We start from the raw sequence: 18,201 nt of genomic DNA, 5'->3' as shown, positions 1-18,201 counted from the left end.
TCCCTGAGACCGGCGAATTCGGCCCTCCCGGTAGCTAGCGTTGTACCTACAGTCACCACCTAGCTGCAGCAAGCGGAGGGAACGCTTCCATGATTGAGGCAACAGGCTTGAGGAAGGTCTACGGCGCAAAGACAGCCGTGGATGGAATCAGCTTCACCGTACAGCCCGGGAAAGTCACGGGCTTCCTTGGCCCGAACGGCGCCGGCAAATCCACCACCATGCGCATGATCATGGGCCTGGACCGCCCGACCTCGGGCGACGTCATCGTCAACGGCCGGCACTACTCCCAGCACAAAGCCCCGCTCCACCAAGTGGGAGCGTTGCTCGATGCCAAGGCGGTGCACACCAGCCGCAGCGCGTACAACCACCTGCGCGCCATGGCCGCAACCCACGGGATTCCGAACTCACGCGTCGAGGAAGTCATCGAGATGACCGGCCTCACCGCGGTAGCCAAGAAGAAGGCCGGAGGGTTCTCCCTCGGCATGGGCCAGCGGCTTGGCATCGCCAACGCACTCCTCGGTGATCCCCAGACGCTCATCCTCGACGAACCGGTCAACGGACTCGATCCCGAAGGCGTCCAGTGGGTCAGGAACCTCGCACGCTACCTGGCAAGCCAGGGCAAGACCATCTTCATCTCCAGCCACCTCATGTCCGAGATGGCCCAGACCGCGGACCACCTCATTGTGATCGGTCGCGGCAAGATCATCGCCGACACCACGGTGGATGCGCTGATCGAGAGCCAGTCCCGCAAGCGCACTTTGGTCCGTACCTCGGAGACGACGCGCTTGTCCGAGTTGCTGGCCCGCGACGGTGTCCGCGTGGAACAGAACGAACGGGAAACCCTGGAGGTATACGGGGTGGAGCCGCTCCGCATCGCCGAACTCGCCCTCGACAACCGGGTGCTGGTTTACGAGCTCACGCCGCTCACGTCGTCGCTGGAAGAGGCCTATTTCCAGCTGACCAAGGACGAGGTGGAGTACCACTCGCACATCACCGGTGGACCGACGGCACCAGGCGGGCCGCTGGACGCAAACCCCGCCGGCGTCGGCGCCACCCCCGCTGCCACCATGGAAGGGATCCAGTCATGAGCACCACCACCGTCAGCAAGAAACATGCGGTCCCGTCAGCCGGAACCGGTGGCGTCACTTTCCTCAGGGTGTTGAACTCCGAAGCCATCAAGTTCCGGACCCTCATGAGCACGAAACTCCTGTTGGTCCTGACCTTCGTGGCCATTGTCGGCATCGGCCTGCTGTCCGCCTTGGTCCGCTGGAACTTCATCAACCAGATGGTCGAAGTCGGCCGGCAGGGTCACAAGGAAACGGTGCAGCAGGCCGTTGACTCCTTCCCTCCCGGATCGGGGTTCAGCCTGTACAACCTGCCGAACGCCGGACTCAACATCGGCATCCTGGTCATGGGATCGCTGGCCGTACTGTTCATCGCCTCTGAGTACGCCACAGGCATGATCCGGTCGACCATGAACGCGGCTCCGGGCAGGCTCTCCACGTTCGGCGCCAAGGCCGTGGTCCTGGTTGTGGTCTCCTACGTCCTGTCGGTCGTGGCCGGCGTGGTGACCTTCCTGTTGGCGTCACCCATGTTCGCCAACTTCTCCCTTGACCTCGGCTGGAACACGGACGGCGTCCTCTACAGCGTTTTCACCGGCGGCCTGTACGTCTCCGGTGTTGCGCTGATCGGCCTCTCCCTCGGAACACTGCTGAAGAACCCGGCCGGCGGAATCACCGTCCTGGTGGGCATCATGTTCGTCCTCCCGTTCGCCGGCCAGTTCCTCAGCCTCGCGCCCGGTGACTTTTGGAAGTACGTCCCGCAGTACCTGCCCAGCGAGGCCGGTGGCCGCTTCCTGTCGATCGGCCACGTAGACGGCACCCTGGATCCGTGGGCGGGCGGCCTCGTGTTCCTCGGCTACGTCATCCTGTTCATGGTTCCTGCCCTCATTGCCCTCAAGAAGCGCGACGTCTGATTCGCACTTCAGGGACACCCGCTCAAGGCAAGGCCACTAGGCTCAAGCCATGAGTGAAGAGTTGCCAGCACAGGACGCGTCGGCCCACGGAGCCGACGCGTCCTTTGCTGAAATCACGCTGCGCCGCCGTGGCAGGATCCGCCGCTATCTCTTCGAGCACCCGCGGGTCATGGACGCGGTGGTGGTGCTTTGCTATTCGTTGCTGGCACTGGCCACGTTCATCAGCTCCATCGTGGACGGCAAGTGGTTCGCCGCACTGCTCCTTGTTGCCATCGCCGCCATCCTGTTCCTTCGGCGCCGCAATCCGCTCAGTGTCACTGCGGCCGTTGCGGTCCTCGAAGTGGCTGTGACGCTGCTGAATCCATGGGGTTCGAACGTCTCGGCGGGACTATGGTTTGCGCTATATGCCGTGGCCGTGGGGAGGGCGCGGACCTTCGCGTTGATAGTGTTTGGCGCCGCAAGCCTGCCGCTGACCCTCGTGTACCTCTTCATGTGGACCAGCCCGGTTGCCCCGTCCAATGGAGAGGCGATTCCGGAGAACTTCCACCTCATCAGCAACATCGCGGCCGCGGTCAGCATATTGTTGTCCAACCTGATCGCCACCGGCATCGGCATTTCCGTTCGGCAGCGACGTGAGCATGAGAGCGAAATCAGGGCGTGGGCAGCCCGCACGGCCCGCCTGGGGTCGGTCACCGAACGGAACCGGATCGCCCGGGAGATGCACGACGTCGTGGCCCACTCCCTGACGGTCATGATCAGCCTCTCGGACGGCGCCGCCGTCGTGGTCAAGAAAGATCCGGAGCGCGCCGGCGAGGTGCTTGGCGAACTGTCCCGCACCGGCAGGACTGCGCTGGCCGATATGCGCCGCGTCCTCGGCGTGCTGCGGGACGACACTCCCAGGTCGGCGCCGCTGGAGCCCTTGGTTTCCGGGCACGACCTGAGCAAGCTGCTGGATGGATTCCGGACGGCGGGGTTGCCGTTGCACTATTCGCACACGGGACCAGCCCTTCCTGAAGACCCGGCGTTCCAACTCACCGTGTACCGGATCGTGCAGGAATCCCTGACCAACGTGCTCAGGTACGGGCGCTCCTTAAGCCAAGTGGAGGTGCGGATCGTGCGGGAGGGCGACTCGGTCACCATCGACGTGCTCGACGACGGCCGGGGCTCCCGGGATCCGGGAACCGAAGAGGCGGCGCTGGGAACGGGCCAGGGAATCGCGGGGATGCGTGAACGTGCGGGAATTTATGCTGGATCCGTGGATGCAGGTCCCGGCATTCCCGGCGGGTGGCGTGTCCATGCGGAACTGAAGTGGAACGGCGACAAGGTGAAATCATGAGTGACAACGCTCCCACCAGGGTTCTGCTGGTGGACGACCAACCCCTGCTGCGCATGGGATTTCGGCTCATCCTGGAAGGCGAAGGCGACCTCGAGGTGGTGGGCGAAGCGTCGGACGGCGCCGAGGCTGTGCGGAAGGTGGCGGAACTGGAACCGGACGTGGTGCTCATGGACGTCCGGATGCCTGCCATGGATGGAATCGAAGCCACGCGGCGGATCACGGCTTCGGCCTCCAATGCCCGGATCATCATCCTGACCACTTTCGACCTCGATGAATATGCGTTCTCCGGCCTGCAGGCAGGCGCCTCCGCCTTCCTGCTCAAGGACGTTGCGCCTGCCGAGCTCGTCCAGGGCGTCCGGCTCGTGGCGAGCGGCGATGCCGTGGTGGCTCCGAGGGTCACCCAGCGGCTTCTGGAGACCTACGTCCGCGGGGGCCGTGTGCCCGGCCAGCCCACGGCGCAGCCCCGCGATCCATTGCTCGAAGAATTGACGCCCCGCGAAACCGAGATGCTCGAGGCGATCGCCGGAGGGCTGTCCAACGCGGAAATCGCGCACAAGTTCTTCCTGTCCGAGGCCACGGTCAAGACCCACGTACGGCGGATCCTCACCAAGCTGCACTTAAGGGACCGGGTCCAAGTGGTGGTCTACGCGTACGAAACAGGGCTCGTGATCCCGAGCAATCCGGATTACTAGGACGCGGATACTGCGTGGCCGGCGTCATCCGCGGCCGCGGCTAGACTCGGAGCCATGCCTTCGAACTCCGCTGCAGAACACATCCAGGACCTTGGCGCGTATGTGAGCGCATCGCCGTCGAGCTTTCACGCCGTCCACGAGGCCGCGCGCCGGCTCGATGTGGCCGGTTTCACGGCCCTTGATGAACTTCAGCCATGGGAAGGCGGCGCGGGCAGCTTCTACGTGATCCGGGACGGCGCCCTCATCGCTTGGGTGACACCGGAAGGCGCCACCGCCACCACCGCATTCAACATCCTTGGCGCCCACACGGATTCTCCGTCCTTCAAGCTCAAGCCCAAGCCGACAACGGGCAAATTCGGCTGGCTCCAGGCGGGCGTGGAGGTGTACGGCGGTCCCTTGTTGAACTCCTGGCTGGACCGTGAGCTGCGGCTCGCCGGACGGCTCGTGATGATGGACGGCACCCAGCACCTCACGGCTACCGGGCCGCTCCTGCGTTTTCCGCAGTTGGCCATCCACCTGGACCGGGCCGTCAATGACGGCCTCACGCTGGACAAGCAACAGCACATGAACCCGGTGTTCGGCCTCGGTGATCCCGATAGCGCGGACGTCCTGGCCATCCTGGCGGACTCCGTGGCCGGGGCTTCCGTGGATCCGGCGCGGATCGGCGGTTATGACATCGTGGTCGCGGACACGCAGGCGCCTGAGCAGTTCGGTGCCAAAGGCGAGCTCTTCGCTTCGGGACGCCTCGACAACCTCTCTTCGACACACGCCGGTCTCGCGGCCCTCATTGCGCACTCCGCCTCGGGAGCGCCGGCCGATGGCCCCATCGCGGTCCTGGCCGCCTTCGACCACGAAGAAATCGGCTCCGCCTCGCGTTCAGGCGCCTGCGGACCCATCCTCGAAGACATCCTCACCCGGATCTCCGACGGATTGGGCGCGACGGTGAGTGAACGGCGCCAGGCGTTGTCGGCGTCGTTCTGTGTTTCCGCGGATGCCGGCCACGCCGTCCACCCCAACTACCCCGAGCGGCACGATCCCGCCAACCGTCCCATCCTCAACGGCGGACCGCTCCTCAAGATCAACGCCAACCAGCGCTACGCGACGGACGCTACCGGCGCGGCATTCTGGGCGCGGCTGTGCGGCGACGCGGGCGTCCCCTACCAGGAGTTCGTTTCCAACAACGACGTCCCATGCGGCTCGACCATCGGCCCGCTGACGGCTACCCGCCTGGGGATCCGGACGGTCGACGTCGGAGTGCCTCTTCTGTCGATGCACTCGGCACGCGAGCTATGCGGCGTTGAGGACCCGCGCCACCTGGCCACTGTGGCCGAGTTGTTCTTCCGCACGGCAATCTAGCTCAGGATGCGAGGCTCACCACGAGGTTGATGGTGGTGGCGAGGATCCCGACGCCGAAAACGTAGGCGAGCAGGCTGTGCCGCAAGGCTGCAGACCGCATTGCCCTGGTGGTGATCGACGTATCCGAGACTTGGTAGGTCATCCCGAGGCTGAACGCCATGTAGGCGAAATCCGTGTATTGCGGCGGTTCTTTTTGGTTGAATTCGATGCCTTGGGGCGGATCCGACGTGTAGTACACCTCGGCGTAGCGCAGAGTGAAGAGGGTGTGCACCAGGAGCCACGACGCCACCGCACCGCCGAGGGCCAGCAGGGCGAGCATGAATTTGTCGAAACCGTGCGCATCCTTGGCCCCCAGCATTACCAGGACGAAGGCTGCCAGGGAGCCGACGGCGGCACACAGGATGAGAAGATCGGCGGTGGAGCGCCGCGGATCTTCCTCCCTGGCATGGGTTCTCGTCTGATCGGCCTTCATCGGGGTGATGACCGTCCACACGGAAATGTTGTAGACCGCCGCTGCCACTGCCCAACCCGCGGCCGGCGCATAGATCCACTGACCCCAGATCCCGGTCGCCACCGCAGCTGCGATGCCGGTGAGGAGCATGAGCCCGAATCGCAATCGGGAACGTTTGGCACGGGCAGACTTCGGACGCTGGTTCTTTGCTGCGGCGTTCATAGTCCGATCATGGCACGCCCGACTGCGGGCTCCGGCGTCACGCCACGCAGACTTTTGGCTGCCTCTGTGGAGCCGCGCCCCGGAAGAACGGGAGATCCCGACGTCGGACGGTCCAGAAAGTTGCGCGGCGTGACGGCTTAGCTGCCCGGCCGGCTTAGCTGCCCGGCCGGGGCGCGAACATGATGACGGCGACGCCCAGAAGGCAGATCATGGCACCGATGATGTCCCAGCGGTCGGGTCGGAATCCATCAAGGAGCATTCCCCAAGCCAATGATCCGGCGATGAACACCCCGCCGTATGCTGCGAGGACACGGCCAAAGTGTGCGTCCGGCTGGAACGCCGCCACGAAGCCGTAGATGCCCAGCGCCGCAATCCCCAGGCCTGCCCACCACCATGGTTTGGCCTCCCTGATCGATTGCCACACGAGCCAGGCCCCGCCGATCTCGGCGATGGCCGCGAGGACAAAGAGCGCGACGGATTTGAGGACGGTCATGGGTTCAGTCTGCCTGAGCCTGGCGTCGCCGTTCCACGCGGGTTATCCACATACCTGGGTTGTCCACATAGGCGATGCGGCTCATTCCACCTTGTCGACACGCCGAATAGGCTTAGACACGGGAAATGGACTAAGATATTGAAGTCTGTGCTGCGCCCTGCTTCCGCTTCTGGAAGCGGTCACCAGCACTGTTCATCGCAAATGAACCTCCTGTTACGGAAATGCCGTAACCGCTTAGCCCAAAGGAGGTGGGTTCACATATGCGTCCTTACGAATTGATGGTAATCATCGACCCCGAGGTCGAAGAGCGTACCGTAGAGCCGTCGCTTCAGAAGTTCCTCAATGTCATCACCACCGATGGTGGAACCATCGAAAAGGTTGACATCTGGGGCCGCCGTCGCCTCGCTTACGACATCAAGAAGAAGTCCGAAGGTATCTACGCTGTGGTGAACTTCACCGCCAAGCCGGAAACCGCCAAGGAACTTGACCGCCAGCTGAGTCTCAACGAGACCATCATGCGCACCAAGATCACCCGCCCCGAAGAGCAGAAGGTCGTTGCTGAGTAATCTCAGCTCCAAGCTTTCATTCTTTACCCCGCAGGAACGAACAAGGAGGCAGTAGATGGCAGGCGAAACCACTATTACGGTCATCGGTAATCTCACCAATGACCCCGAACTGCGGTTCACACCGTCAGGCTCGGCGGTAGCGAACTTCACCATCGCTTCTACTCCCCGGACCTTCGACCGCCAGTCCAACGAATGGAAGGACGGGGAAACCCTGTTCCTCCGCGCTTCGGTCTGGCGCGAAGCAGCCGAAAACGTCGCCGAATCCCTCACCAAGGGCATGCGCGTGATCGTTTCGGGCCGCCTGAAGAGCCGTTCCTACGAAACCAAGGAAGGCGAGAAGCGCACCGTTATCGAGCTCGAGGTCGATGAAATCGGCCCGAGCCTGCGTTACGCCAACGCCAAGGTCAACCGCACCCAGCGCTCCGGCGGTCAGGGTGGCCAGGGCGGCTTCGGCGGCGGCAACAACAGCGGCGGCTTCGGAGGTGGCGGCGCTGGTGCAAACCAGGGCGGCAACTCCGGCGGAACATGGGGCGGCGGCCAATCCGCACCGCAGGAAGACCCCTGGGCTACCCCGGGCGTCAGCAATGCGGGCGGATGGGGCAACGGCCCGGATTCCGAACCTCCCTTCTAAACACCCATAAAAGCTCGACGCCGGAACCCGCCGACGTGCCGCGAGGCACCCGGGTGGCGACCGCCGTCGGGCACCACCATCCCGTGGATCCATTCCACGGGCTCCATAGAAAAGGAGCTCCACGATGGCTAAGGCTGAACTCCGTAAGCCCAAACCAAAGTCCAACCCCTTGAAGGCCGCTGACATCACCGTCATCGACTACAAGGACGTAGCATTGCTGCGCAAGTTCATCTCCGACCGCGGAAAGATCCGCGCCCGTCGCGTCACTGGCGTCACGGTGCAGGAACAGCGCAAAATCGCCCAGGCAATCAAGAACGCCCGCGAAGTTGCTCTGCTGCCTTACTCCGGCGCTGGCCGCGGCTAAGGAAGGGATTAACTAACATGGCAAAGCTCATTCTGACCCACGAAGTAACCGGTCTCGGTGCTGCTGGCGATGTTGTCGAGGTCAAGGACGGTTACGCACGTAACTTCCTGCTGCCCCGCGGCTTCGCTCTGACCTGGACCAAGGGTGGCGAGAAGCAGGTTGAGTCCATCAAGGCTGCCCGCGCTGCTCGTGCCCACGCTTCGGTTGAAGCTGCACAGGCCCAGGCCTCTGCGCTTTCTTCCAAGAAGGTCAAGCTCGTAGTGAAGGCCGGCGAGTCCGGTCGTCTCTTCGGCACCGTCAAGCCGGCTGATGTCGCTGCTGCAGTTGAGGCCGCTGGCCTCGGCTCCATCGACAAGCGCAACGTTGAACTGCCGAACCACATCAAGTCCCTTGGTTCGTACCAGGCCAACGTCCGCCTGCACGAGGATGTTTCCGCTGTCATCGACCTCGAGGTCGTTGCAGGGAAGTAGTCTCTGACATAGCTCGAAGGACCCCCGTCCCCGGTTTCCGGAGGCGGGGGTCCTTTGCTTTGCTCCCGGGTAAGCGGTGGTAGCCTGCAGCGGTGAACCTTGAAACCATGCGCACCAGGCCCTTCTCGCAAGTGGATGTCTTCACGGACGTGCCGTACCTCGGCAATCCGCTTGCCGTCGTCGTCGATGCTGAGGGGCTCAGCGCCGGGCAGATGCAGCACTTTGCCAACTGGACCAATCTGTCCGAGACCACCTTCCTGCTGCCGCCGAGCGACCCCATGGCCGATTACCGCGTCCGGATCTTCACGGGCAGCGAGGAATTTCCTTTCGCGGGACATCCGACGCTCGGCTCGGCGCACGCTTGGCTCGCGGCCGGCGGAGTGCCGAAACGGGACGGGATGCTCGTCCAGGAATGTGGCGCAGGATTGGTCAAGGTAAAGCTCGACGGCGGCCGGCTCGCCTTCGCGGCGCCGCCGCTGACCCGCTCCGGGCCCGTGGGCGAGGCAATCATGGAACAGTTGGCCGCCGGACTCCGCTTGCCCCAAGCGGCGCTCTTGGATGCCTCCTGGCTGGTCAACGGCCCGCAATGGATCGGTGTGCTGCTCGAATCGGCTGAGCAGGTCCTGGGCCTTGAGCCTGACCTTGCGGCGTTGGGGGATCTGAAGGTCGGCGTGATCGGTCCCCATGAAGCGGGTGCCGGCGTCGATTTCGAAGTCCGGACGTTCATTCCCGGAGACGCCATGGTGGAGGACCCGGTCACGGGAAGCTTCAACGCCGGGGCTGCCCAGTGGCTGATCGGCAGCGGCCGGGCACCGGAGCAATACCTCGCCGCGCAGGGGACGGCGCTGGGCCGGGCGGGACGCATCCACGTCAAAGCGGAAGACGGCGACATCTGGGTGGGTGGAAGCTCGGTCATGTGCATCCAGGGGACCGTCCGTCTGTAGCAGGGAATAAAAGGGGATGGGCCACGGTTTGGGAGTATAGATGCAAACGCATGTACTCTGGTTTGAAGCCATCGAACCGCCCAGCAACAGGAGATCGCCATGGAGACCCGCCGCATAACCGTCCTTTCCGCCGGACTTGGCGTACCGTCGTCGAGCAGGCTTCTTGCAGACCAGCTCGCCGCGTCCGCCAAGCGCCAGCTAGGGGATGCCGGGTACGAGGTGCGGGTGGATGTCATCGAACTCCGGGACCTGGCGGTGGATATCGCCAACAACTTCGTCACCGGCTATGCCGCACCGCGCCTCGCGGAGGTGATCGTCGGCGTCGAGGATTCCGATGGCATCATCGCCGTCACGCCCGTCTTCAGCGCGTCTTACAGCGGTCTGTTCAAGTCCTTCATCGACGTTCTGGACCCGAAGTCCCTGGACGGCAAAGCGGTCCTTCTCGGCGCCACGGGCGGCACCGATCGGCACCAGATGGTGCTCGACTACGCCATGCGGCCGCTCTTCACCTACCTCCGCACCCGGATCACGCAGACCTCGGTTTTCGCAGGACCCCAGGACTGGGGAAACACCGACGACGGCGCGTCGCCGCTGTCGGTCCGCGTGGACCGGGCGGCGGGCGAGCTGGCCCGGCTCCTGAGCGGCGAACAGCCGCACCGCAAGGCGGACGCGATGGAATCCCTGCCTTTTGAGCAGCTGCTCGCGGGGATCACCGCGGGACCCTAGCCGAGCCTGGCCTGCGCACGCTCCTGGCGCTAGTCGTCCAGCAGCTCGATGAACTCCCGGGCCTGCTTCATGCTGATGTCGGAATGCTTGGTGAGGGCCAAGGCTGCCGCTTCGACGTCGCCGCTCTTGGCCAGGGTGCGGATCCGTCCGTAGATCTCGTCGTTGAGCATGTTGCTGCTCACTTCGCGTGTCACGTCGCCCTTGCTGACGATTGCCCGGTAACGGTACGGGAAGTGCTCTGGTTCGTCGTCGTCAGGCATGAGGTCCTGCGGGGCCGGTTCGGGCTTGCGGAAAGGCTGTGGGTGCGCCGCAAGGGCGCCGACGGCGTCCCGTGAGGCGCGCAGGCCTTCTCCGGTGGCGCTGAGGTACAGCTTGATGGCCGCCATGGCCTGACCTTGGGCGATCAGGGAGTACAACTGCCGGTGTTGATCTTCCGTGAGCTTCGCAGCGGCTTCGCGGGCCAGTTCGACAGGGTCCACTTTCGCTTTGTCCGTGGCGGCAGTGCCGCGGAGTTCCGTGGAGCGGCGGGAGAGGACGCGGCTGATCAGGAGCACCCCGACGACGACGGCCGCCAGGATCAAGACCGGAACAAGTAGGGATGACATGCGCTAAAGCCGATCTATATAGTTCTTGGCGGTCAACAAGTCCGAGTGGGTTTGCTGGCGCAGGAGCTTGATGGCCTGAATCTTCTGCCCGCTGCGGACCATGCCCTGCAATTGCAGGGCGAACTGTGGGTTCAACTGCCCGTTGGGCAGGATAGGGGTGTTGTAGCCTGCCTGGCCGACCCCCGGGCCGGCCCCGGCTTGCGCCCTTAGTGCCGCCCGCGACTGGCTGTCCTGCTGGGACTGTTGCTGCGCGTTCTGGCTCGGCCTGGTGGATGCATCGATGCGGGCGCGTGCCGCCGTTGCAGCCTGCACTTGGGCGGCCTGGTGGGCTGCCGAGCGGACAGCCAGCTCCCGTTGATAGCGCTCAGCGTCGGACAACCCGGAGTTACGTGGTTTGAATGCCGCCGTCAGGGCCCAAATCACAGCCACAAGGATGACAACAGGCGTTGCGACCAGCAGTACATCCCCCACAGTGAAACCCATACCTAGAGCTTATGTCAGAACGCAGTTATCCACAGCACATTCCTGCTTTGGCATAGCTTCTGAGAGCCGTCTGTCAAATTCCGGAAGGCATTGTGGGGAGTATCACTTTTCTGGCATATTTATGGCCCTCCGGGCCGTTGGGTACGGGGCCGGGTGGGGTTTGCGCATATAGGCCTGTGGATGATCCGCTGAAGAAAATACTTTTGTTCCACATGCAACGAAGAACGTTTTCCCAGCTCAGAGGCTATTTGCGGCCAAAAGAATTTCTCTTTCCACAGGGTCATGCACAGACTGTGCACAAGTAGGGGTACGTATTCCACACTTTATCCACAGGCCCGGCTTGGTGCCCCGGAAAAGCAGGGCTAACGTGGCTGAGTACCTGCTTTAGGTACTTGGAAAACCCCTGTTTCTCATGGACTGCGCGTTGGTGCTGTCGGTAAGCAGCGCGCCCGCGGACCCGTCTGTGGATAAGTTGTGGAAATCTCGGGGAAACCAAAATTGTCGGTGCCTTGAGGGACAGTTTGGACCAGCCGGCATCAACGGCGCGGTCGGAGCAACCCATACCGGGGCATTGGCCTACCGCACCGCCGGAAACAGTTATCTGCCGCGGTACAAATGGAGGACGGCTTTGTCAGTTACGCACTTGGATTCGATCGAGGGCGGCCGGACATCGGACGCCAGCCGCAAACCTCCCCAGGACATTCCCGCTGAACAATCGGTTCTCGGCGGCATGATGCTGTCCAAGGACGCCATTGCCGACGTCGTGGAGATTGTCCGCGGCCATGACTTCTACCGTCCGGCCCACGAAACGATCTACGAGTCCATCATCGATCTCTACGGCCGCGGCGAACCCGCCGACGCCGTCACAGTGTCCGATGAGCTGACCAAACGCGGCGAGATCAACAGGATCGGCGGCCCCGCCTACCTGCACGAGCTCATCCAGACCGTGCCTACGGCGGCCAACGCCGGCTACTACGCAGAAATCGTGGCTGAGCGCGCTGTCCTGCGCAGGCTCGTCAACGCCGGCACCAAGATCGTCCAGATGGGCTACGGCCAGGACGGAGAGGTGGAAGACCTCGTCAACCAGGCCCAGGCCGAGATCTACGCCGTGGCTGAACGCCGTACTGCGGAAGACTACGTGGCGCTCAAGGACGTCATGGAATCCACCGTTGACGAGATCGAGGCATCCGGCCACCGCGGAGAAGGCATGACGGGCGTCCCCACCGGGTTCTACGAACTCGATGAGCTCACGCACGGTCTGCACCCGGGCCAGATGATTGTCATCGCCGCGCGCCCCGCCGTCGGTAAGTCCACGTTCGCGCTTGACTTCGCCCGTTCCGCCGCGATCAAGAACAACCTCGCCACCGTGATGTTCTCCCTGGAAATGGGACGCAACGAAATCGCGATGCGCCTGCTGTCCGCGGAAGCCACCATTGGCCTCCAGGACCTGCGCAAGGGCACCATCAAGGACGAGCAGTGGTCCAAGATCGCCACCACCATGGGACGCATGAACGACGCCCCTCTGTTCATCGATGACAGCCCCAATATGTCCCTCATGGAAATCAGGGCCAAGTGCCGCCGCCTGAAGCAGCAGCACGACCTCAAACTGGTGATCCTTGACTACCTCCAGCTCATGAGTTCCGGCAAGAAGGTGGAATCCCGTCAGCAGGAAGTCTCCGAATTCTCGCGTGCGCTCAAGCTGTTGGCCAAGGAGCTCCAGGTTCCGGTCATCGCGCTCTCGCAGCTCAACCGTGGGTCTGAACAGCGCCAGGACAAGCGGCCCATGGTCTCGGACCTGCGTGAATCGGGCTCCATCGAGCAGGACGCGGACATGGTCATCCTGCTACACCGCGAAGACGTCTACGACAAAGAGTCTCCCCGTGCCGGCGAGGCCGACATCCTCATCGCCAAGCACCGTAACGGTCCCACCAAGGACATCGTGGTTGCGTTCCAGGGCCACTACTCCCGCTTCGCCAACATGGCCGGCGAGACCGGCGGCGGGTTCTAGCTCCGCTCGAGTCCTAGTCGAAGTGTTGTGTCGCAGGCGTTCATGAGGGCCTCATCGTGGGTGGCAATAACGACAGCGGCGCCGCGGGCGGCCTCTTGCTGGAGGAAGCCTGTGACGAGGTTCCGGTTATCCAAGTCGAGGGACGCGGTGGGCTCGTCGGCGAAAATGATGTCGGCGGAGCGGAACATCGCCCGGGCCAGGCCGACGCGTTGCTTTTCGCCGCCGCTGAGGGTTGATACTTTCTCCTTGCCGCGGCCGGTGAGCCCTACTCGTTCGAGCGCCTCCCCGACGGCGGCTTTCTGGCGCCGCTGAAGTCCGAGGAGTGAAAGATGTGAGAGGGCGACGTTGTATTCGACTGATTCTTCGTCAATGAGCCCGTAATCCTGGAAGACGAACGCAGCGTGTTGCTGCCAAAAGCGGCGCCTGCGCCGGTCATCCCATTTGGTGGCGTCTTGCCCACCGACGGTTACGCGGCCACCATCGACGCGGAGGAGTTGGCCGAGAACGTTGAGAAGGGTGGTCTTTCCGGACCCGCTAGGCCCGATCAGCGCCAGAGTCTTTCCAGGCAGGCCGTGGGCGCTTTGTCCGTCCAAGACCTTTTTTCCTTCGATGGTGACGGTGACATTGTCTGCTTTGATGTCCATGAGAACCTTTCGAATGGTCGTGGTGGCGGTCAGGCTGCCCGGGAAAGGAGCCGTCTGAACACTCCTCGTGCCGAGCTGATATGCATGGTGAGACTGATGAGCACATAGAGCGGGACGGCGATCAAGGCCCACCAAACGTCCGGACGGGCGCCGGCGCCGAGGGTGAAGTACATGGCGACTGCCAGCACCAGGGCCAGCGCGCCCTCCCACGCCAGGCGGCGGGTGAGGGATTTGAGCCACGTCCAGCCTGAAGTGCGTTGCACGAAGATGCGCCGGGCTTTGGAGAGGGCGTAGACGAGGGCCGAAACCGCAGTGCTCATGGTGAGTGCGAGGAGGACCAGGGTGAAGGATAGTGTCTTCATGCCCGCGGACTGGTTTTGGAGCTGGCTGTTGTAGAGGGCGGCGTCCGAAATGCGGTCCACCGAGAGAACCACGCTCCCCAGGGAATGTCCGGCGAGGTAGTCACGGACCCAGCCTGCGTCGTTGAAGGTGAGATTCGCCGTGGTAAGGAAGCCGCCGATGGTGCTGTTGTTGAAAGTCTTGGCGGGGTCGGCCACGACGATGACGAGAGGGTTCCGGAAATGGGTCATCTCGCCAAGAACGGGCGCAAGTGCAGGGAATTCTTGCTGCCCCGTGTATCGGTAGTTTTGGAGCGACTGGTCCAGCCCGTTGAGGTTGTCGCCGGCTCGATTCCACAGTGGGAACTGTCTGGTCAGATAGTCCTTGAGGGTTGCCGGGAGTTCATCGAAGGAAACCTTCGTACCTTGCGCCCCGAGCGGGTCGCCCGTGGAAGGATCAGAAGCGATGAGCGGCGAGATCGCCTTGAGGTAGTTGGGATTTGCGATGACCACTCCGTCGTAGCCGCCGAGGTCGGCCGACCCGGTCTCGTCCTGTCTGACAAGGTATTCGGGCTTGATGGCGTAGGAAAGGGTCAGCTTGCCGGTGCTGGAAGCGGCGTCGGCAAGGTTGTGCAGTTCTGCTTGCCGGCTCTGAAACTCGGCATCCGAACGGACGCCTACGCGCAGTGAGACCTGGTCTTTCAAGACCTCCCACTGGGCGCCTTGGTTTGAAAGGTTCGTCGCCTCGGCGATGGATGCTCCGACGACGGGCAGCGTCACAGTCACCAAGACAAGGGTCGCTGCCTTGAGTAGTTCGCTGATCCGCTGGAAATGTCTCTCGGGAGGCTGGCGCGAAGCGATACCGTCCACGGACGGCCACGTCAACGCACTCACCAGCAGCGCACACAGGACCATCATGGCCAGGGCGCAGCTTAGGAACGCGGCGCTAGTGAGCGTGAAGGAGGTCAGATAGGAGGCCTTGCCTTGGGCAGTAAGGACGACAAGGGCTACAAGGACGCCGACGACCGCGGGAATCGCCACGACCCGGAACAGGGAGAGGAGGTCCTCGAGGACGATCTTGCTGGCGGGGGTACCGCATAAGACCTTCAGTGTGCGTGCCTTGGCACGCAGGACGTACCACGCGATCACCAGGGTAATGAGGAGGACCAGACACGTCAGGAAGGTCAGCCAAGCGCCCGTGCCCAACAGTGCCTGTTGGAGGACACCGACGGTGTCCTTTGCGGAAATGTTGCGCTTCACAAGGTGGGTGTCCAGCCATTGCGTCAGATGCAGCGTCGCGCTCTCGGACCCCGAGTAGACGTAGGGGCCGCTCAGGGAGGCGGTACCGAGTTCATGCGCGGACCGTAGCTGACCATGCATGCCGGGTTTGAACCATTCAAGCTCCTGCGCGGTCAGCGGCGCTTCCTTGCCGAAGGCGTACAGCGATCGTGAATTGAAGAAGTCCTCAGGATCTGCAACGACTTTGGCCAGGTGAAGACCTGTTGCGTCCGCCAGTGAATCCAACTCGGAAATGACGTGGGCTTTGGGCATTTGCACTTGGGAGAAATCAAGGCTCGCCGTAAATTCGGAACCTCGGGGGAATGCTTCCTCGGCTGTCGATATATAGATTCCTGCCAACACCGACAAGAACACGGCTATGCCCAATGAGGTAATTCGTACAAGTAACTTTAACATTTAGGACGCGTCCTCAAAATGGTGGGGAATCCGACCGGCGGAACGTGGAAGGTCCGCCGGGCGGCCATTAGCCAGGCAGGAATACCTTCCGGTTAGCAGACCCGGTAGTACCAGGAGTTGTGTGTCCAGATGTTTCCGGAGTGCCAAGCGTTCGCCCAGTAACCGCCAGCGGTATTAATACTGCTGTTGTAGCCCCAGTCGTTCCGAACCGATGAGCCATGGCACCGACTTCCGTGCATGTAATCGGAATAGATACCGATGTTGTAGCCGTAGTTCCACGTGCCGCCTTCGGCGGGATACTGGGTGCCAGCGACCGCAGCTCCTGCCACAGAACACAGCGCACCCGTGAGCGCGATACCTGCCAACGTCTTCTTCAGATTCATACAAATTCCCCCGAATTTATTAATGCGAATGCGAAATGGGGGGAATGTCAACGTTCAGATATATCCCCCACAAAGAAAGCTATCAGGATACTCCCAGCATTCAACCCAAGATCAGTAACGACTCGGTAACAACAATTACTAAGTTTTAAACAGCAAGATTACTATTGCCGAAAGCAATCAATTACTGCGAAGTAAAGGCGTAAAGAATGCGGAGCACGTTCCTGCCTTCACACTCAGGCGTCTCAGCATCGAGCAGGGTAGGCGCCGAAGGTCCAATAAGCTCGACGCCCATGCTGGATGCATCCTGCGACACGGGAAGTACCTCCTCTACTGGACAGCCACAATCGGACAGTGCAACAAGGAGCGGCAGCTGGTCATCAGCGCATATCTTCCAGCACGTTTGTGACCCTCATTCCAACCGATCAATGTCGAGATGGGATCACTTCGACGCCTCGCCCAAGCCCAAGGTCTGACGGGTTCCCGCCCAGGGGCCTCCTGCTCGCACCGCGGATCGCCCACGTCACCGGTCGGGGCTACAAGGGGCACGAGGACCGCTGTCCTCCATACTTGGCGGCCATTCGGCAGGCCCGGGTTGAGTCTCCGGATCGTGATCGCTGACGACGACCCACGGCTTGCCGCCGGGGGTGCCGCGACGGCATTGCTGGAGGGTGCCGACCTGCCTAGCGCAGTGTTTGCCCGCAGCGACGAGCTGGCCCATGGCGTGCGCGAAGCCGCGCGGCCTAGGACGTCGCGGCGCCAGACCCTCGCGGAACGCCTACCCGCCGTTGAGCAAATGATCGGGCATCAGGTTTCCGGGAGCCCGTCCTCGGATCTCCAGGAGTTCGCGGGCGTGGGCGTGAAGGCGCCTGTCCTCGTCGGTTTCCGGCACCCAGGGTGGGATCGGTACGGACGTGCCGGTTTCATCCCTGGCCACCATGACCGTGAGGCAGTACGTGGTCAGGTTCATCTCACGGCTCTTCGGGTTTCCGGAGCGCACGTGCACAGCGATATGCATGCCTTTGTAGCCTGTGTAGACGAGACGGGCTTCTACTTCCACCACGTCGCCGATCAAGAGCGGCCGGTAGAAGCGCACGCCCCCGGAGAACACCGCCACGGTGTCCTTGCCGCAATACCGTGAAGCGCAGACGTAAGCGGCCTCGTCGATCCACTTCATGACAATGCCGCCGTGGACCTTTCCGCCCCAGTTCACATCGGTGGGGGCCGCCATGAAGCGGAGAACAACGCGCTCGGCAGTGCCGGCGTCCGTATATTCCTGCGCGTTCATGGCTTCGACGATTTTCTCCCGGACGGCGATCCGCGCGAGGGCGTTGTCGCGCTGCTCGACTTCCTCCGGCGTCGAGGGCTCGAACTGGGGGACTGGAACCGGGCGGCCGTCGGGACCAACCGCAACGAAGATCACCAGGCACTGGCTGCGCATCGTGGCTGGGCCGCCCTTGGGGTCGCCCGAGGACACGGTGGTCCGGATATGCATGGAAGAGCGGCCCGTATAGACGATGGTCGCTTCGACCTCGACCATGTCTCCGCTGTTGACCGGGTCGGCGAAATGGATGTTGCCCACGTATGCGGTGACGCAATAGGACTTCGCCCAGCCAACAGCTGCCGCGTAGGCGGCCTTGTCCACCCACTCAAGGACTGTGCCAGCGTCGACGGACCCGCTGTGTCCGACGTCGGTGGGAGAAGCAAGGAACCGCAGCGTGACGGAGTGGGAGGGAAGCTCGCTCATGACGAGAGTGTATCGACGGCGCGGATCCCGGCGCGTTGTATGACGGTGGGACCCGGGTCGGCAGTGTCGGCGCCC

Annotated in this window: 20 protein-coding genes; 12 read left to right on the top strand and 8 right to left on the bottom strand. The window is 62.9% G+C overall.

Annotation, left to right across the window (positions count from 1 at the left end; genetic code table 11):
• Positions 1–89 precede the first annotated feature (89 nt).
• From OIT41_RS19645 to OIT41_RS19625, 5 genes are read left to right on the top strand one after another with little or no spacing between them, the layout of a single operon-like run.
• Positions 90–1,088: an ABC transporter ATP-binding protein gene (locus OIT41_RS19645; RefSeq protein WP_241707612.1), complete on the top strand. Its 999-nt coding sequence runs from the start codon at positions 90–92 to the stop codon at positions 1,086–1,088.
• Positions 1,085–1,975, top strand: a complete 891-nt coding sequence (locus OIT41_RS19640) for an ABC transporter permease (protein ID WP_078107094.1) — start codon at positions 1,085–1,087, stop codon at positions 1,973–1,975. The genes OIT41_RS19645 and OIT41_RS19640 overlap by 4 nt, the downstream gene beginning before the upstream one ends.
• A gap of 49 nt (positions 1,976–2,024) precedes the next feature.
• Positions 2,025–3,311 carry a sensor histidine kinase gene (locus tag OIT41_RS19635; RefSeq protein ID WP_264637126.1) on the top strand — a complete coding sequence of 429 codons (1,287 nt, stop codon included), beginning with the start codon at positions 2,025–2,027 and terminating at the stop codon, positions 3,309–3,311.
• Positions 3,308–4,003: a response regulator gene (locus OIT41_RS19630; RefSeq protein WP_078107096.1), complete on the top strand. Its 696-nt coding sequence runs from the start codon at positions 3,308–3,310 to the stop codon at positions 4,001–4,003. Before OIT41_RS19635 ends, OIT41_RS19630 begins: the two co-directional genes overlap by 4 nt.
• Before the next feature lie 54 nt (positions 4,004–4,057).
• Complete coding sequence (locus OIT41_RS19625; RefSeq protein ID WP_264637125.1) at positions 4,058–5,359, top strand: M18 family aminopeptidase; 1,302 nt, start codon at positions 4,058–4,060, stop codon at positions 5,357–5,359.
• Position 5,360: 1 nt separating this feature from the next.
• On the opposite strand, the gene OIT41_RS19620 is transcribed toward OIT41_RS19625, so the two are convergent.
• Positions 5,361–6,032, bottom strand: a complete 672-nt coding sequence (locus tag OIT41_RS19620; RefSeq protein ID WP_264637124.1) for a DUF1345 domain-containing protein — start codon at positions 6,030–6,032, stop codon at positions 5,361–5,363.
• A gap of 154 nt (positions 6,033–6,186) precedes the next feature.
• On the bottom strand, positions 6,187–6,525 hold the full coding sequence (locus OIT41_RS19615; protein WP_264637123.1) for a YnfA family protein: 339 nt from the start codon (positions 6,523–6,525) through the stop codon (positions 6,187–6,189).
• A gap of 260 nt (positions 6,526–6,785) precedes the next feature.
• On the opposite strand from OIT41_RS19615, the gene rpsF reads away from it, so the two are divergent.
• The 6 genes from rpsF (at position 6,786) to OIT41_RS19585 (ending at position 10,226) form a co-directional block, all read left to right on the top strand.
• On the top strand, positions 6,786–7,091 hold the full coding sequence (gene rpsF / locus OIT41_RS19610) for a 30S ribosomal protein S6 (protein WP_028267876.1): 306 nt from the start codon (positions 6,786–6,788) through the stop codon (positions 7,089–7,091).
• A 55-nt stretch (positions 7,092–7,146) separates the two neighbouring features.
• On the top strand, positions 7,147–7,722 hold the full coding sequence (locus OIT41_RS19605; RefSeq protein WP_078107100.1) for a single-stranded DNA-binding protein: 576 nt from the start codon (positions 7,147–7,149) through the stop codon (positions 7,720–7,722).
• Positions 7,723–7,846: 124 nt separating this feature from the next.
• Positions 7,847–8,086: a 30S ribosomal protein S18 gene (rpsR, locus tag OIT41_RS19600; protein WP_003800144.1), complete on the top strand. Its 240-nt coding sequence runs from the start codon at positions 7,847–7,849 to the stop codon at positions 8,084–8,086.
• Between the two features lie 17 nt (positions 8,087–8,103).
• Entirely contained in the window at positions 8,104–8,556 is a 453-nt protein-coding gene (gene rplI, locus OIT41_RS19595; RefSeq protein WP_059388834.1) for a 50S ribosomal protein L9, read from the top strand.
• Between the two features lie 107 nt (positions 8,557–8,663).
• Positions 8,664–9,500: a PhzF family phenazine biosynthesis protein gene (locus OIT41_RS19590; RefSeq protein ID WP_264637993.1), complete on the top strand. Its 837-nt coding sequence runs from the start codon at positions 8,664–8,666 to the stop codon at positions 9,498–9,500.
• Between the two features lie 99 nt (positions 9,501–9,599).
• Positions 9,600–10,226 (top strand): FMN reductase, encoded by a 627-nt coding sequence (locus tag OIT41_RS19585; protein WP_264637122.1) that lies wholly within the window; start codon positions 9,600–9,602, stop codon positions 10,224–10,226.
• A 29-nt stretch (positions 10,227–10,255) separates the two neighbouring features.
• Here OIT41_RS19585 and OIT41_RS19580 read toward each other — a convergent pair whose 3' ends face one another.
• Entirely contained in the window at positions 10,256–10,831 is a 576-nt protein-coding gene (locus OIT41_RS19580; protein ID WP_264637121.1) for a hypothetical protein, read from the bottom strand.
• 3 nt (positions 10,832–10,834) lie between these two features.
• A complete protein-coding gene (locus OIT41_RS19575) occupies positions 10,835–11,314 on the bottom strand; it encodes a hypothetical protein (RefSeq protein ID WP_241707605.1) in 480 nt (159 codons plus the stop codon).
• A gap of 628 nt (positions 11,315–11,942) precedes the next feature.
• Here OIT41_RS19575 and dnaB point away from each other — a divergent pair.
• A complete protein-coding gene (gene dnaB, locus OIT41_RS19570; RefSeq protein ID WP_184739940.1) occupies positions 11,943–13,322 on the top strand; it encodes a replicative DNA helicase in 1,380 nt (459 codons plus the stop codon).
• Here the strand turns inward: dnaB and OIT41_RS19565 are convergent.
• The 4 genes from OIT41_RS19565 to OIT41_RS19550 form a co-directional block, all read right to left on the bottom strand.
• Positions 13,319–13,966: an ABC transporter ATP-binding protein gene (locus tag OIT41_RS19565; protein WP_241707604.1), complete on the bottom strand. Its 648-nt coding sequence runs from the start codon at positions 13,964–13,966 to the stop codon at positions 13,319–13,321. The two genes, dnaB and OIT41_RS19565, sit on opposite strands and share 4 nt — an antisense overlap.
• Before the next feature lie 29 nt (positions 13,967–13,995).
• Entirely contained in the window at positions 13,996–15,855 is a 1,860-nt protein-coding gene (locus tag OIT41_RS19560) for a hypothetical protein (protein WP_264637120.1), read from the bottom strand.
• 236 nt (positions 15,856–16,091) lie between these two features.
• Positions 16,092–16,382, bottom strand: coding sequence for a lactococcin 972 family bacteriocin (locus OIT41_RS19555; RefSeq protein ID WP_264637119.1), 291 nt, complete (start codon positions 16,380–16,382; stop codon positions 16,092–16,094).
• Positions 16,383–17,157: 775 nt separating this feature from the next.
• Positions 17,158–18,126, bottom strand: coding sequence for an acyl-CoA thioesterase (locus OIT41_RS19550; RefSeq protein ID WP_264637118.1), 969 nt, complete (start codon positions 18,124–18,126; stop codon positions 17,158–17,160).
• Between the last annotated feature and the right edge of the window lie 75 nt (positions 18,127–18,201).

Origin of the sequence: Arthrobacter sp. YA7-1, assembly GCF_025960325.1 — a bacterium.
GTDB lineage: Bacteria > Actinomycetota > Actinomycetes > Actinomycetales > Micrococcaceae > Arthrobacter > Arthrobacter bambusae_A.
This window is presented reverse-complemented; position numbering and strand designations above follow the sequence as displayed.

Excerpts from the sequence above, each read along its gene's own strand:
- OIT41_RS19645 (WP_241707612.1), top strand. The coding sequence starts at position 90 with ATGATTGAGGCAACAGGCTTGAGGAAGGTCTACGGCGCAAAGACAGCC.
- OIT41_RS19640 (WP_078107094.1), top strand. The coding sequence starts at position 1,085 with ATGAGCACCACCACCGTCAGCAAGAAACATGCGGTCCCGTCAGCCGGA.
- OIT41_RS19635 (WP_264637126.1), top strand. The coding sequence starts at position 2,025 with ATGAGTGAAGAGTTGCCAGCACAGGACGCGTCGGCCCACGGAGCCGAC.
- OIT41_RS19630 (WP_078107096.1), top strand. The coding sequence starts at position 3,308 with ATGAGTGACAACGCTCCCACCAGGGTTCTGCTGGTGGACGACCAACCC.
- OIT41_RS19625 (WP_264637125.1), top strand. The coding sequence starts at position 4,058 with ATGCCTTCGAACTCCGCTGCAGAACACATCCAGGACCTTGGCGCGTAT.
- OIT41_RS19620 (WP_264637124.1), bottom strand. The coding sequence starts at position 6,032 with ATGAACGCCGCAGCAAAGAACCAGCGTCCGAAGTCTGCCCGTGCCAAA.
- OIT41_RS19615 (WP_264637123.1), bottom strand. The coding sequence starts at position 6,525 with ATGACCGTCCTCAAATCCGTCGCGCTCTTTGTCCTCGCGGCCATCGCC.
- rpsF (WP_028267876.1), top strand. The coding sequence starts at position 6,786 with ATGCGTCCTTACGAATTGATGGTAATCATCGACCCCGAGGTCGAAGAG.
- OIT41_RS19605 (WP_078107100.1), top strand. The coding sequence starts at position 7,147 with ATGGCAGGCGAAACCACTATTACGGTCATCGGTAATCTCACCAATGAC.
- rpsR (WP_003800144.1), top strand. The coding sequence starts at position 7,847 with ATGGCTAAGGCTGAACTCCGTAAGCCCAAACCAAAGTCCAACCCCTTG.
- rplI (WP_059388834.1), top strand. The coding sequence starts at position 8,104 with ATGGCAAAGCTCATTCTGACCCACGAAGTAACCGGTCTCGGTGCTGCT.
- OIT41_RS19590 (WP_264637993.1), top strand. The coding sequence starts at position 8,664 with ATGCGCACCAGGCCCTTCTCGCAAGTGGATGTCTTCACGGACGTGCCG.
- OIT41_RS19585 (WP_264637122.1), top strand. The coding sequence starts at position 9,600 with ATGGAGACCCGCCGCATAACCGTCCTTTCCGCCGGACTTGGCGTACCG.
- OIT41_RS19580 (WP_264637121.1), bottom strand. The coding sequence starts at position 10,831 with ATGTCATCCCTACTTGTTCCGGTCTTGATCCTGGCGGCCGTCGTCGTC.
- OIT41_RS19575 (WP_241707605.1), bottom strand. The coding sequence starts at position 11,314 with ATGGGTTTCACTGTGGGGGATGTACTGCTGGTCGCAACGCCTGTTGTC.
- OIT41_RS19565 (WP_241707604.1), bottom strand. The coding sequence starts at position 13,966 with ATGGACATCAAAGCAGACAATGTCACCGTCACCATCGAAGGAAAAAAG.
- OIT41_RS19560 (WP_264637120.1), bottom strand. The coding sequence starts at position 15,855 with ATGCCCAAAGCCCACGTCATTTCCGAGTTGGATTCACTGGCGGACGCA.
- OIT41_RS19555 (WP_264637119.1), bottom strand. The coding sequence starts at position 16,382 with ATGAATCTGAAGAAGACGTTGGCAGGTATCGCGCTCACGGGTGCGCTG.
- OIT41_RS19550 (WP_264637118.1), bottom strand. The coding sequence starts at position 18,126 with ATGAGCGAGCTTCCCTCCCACTCCGTCACGCTGCGGTTCCTTGCTTCT.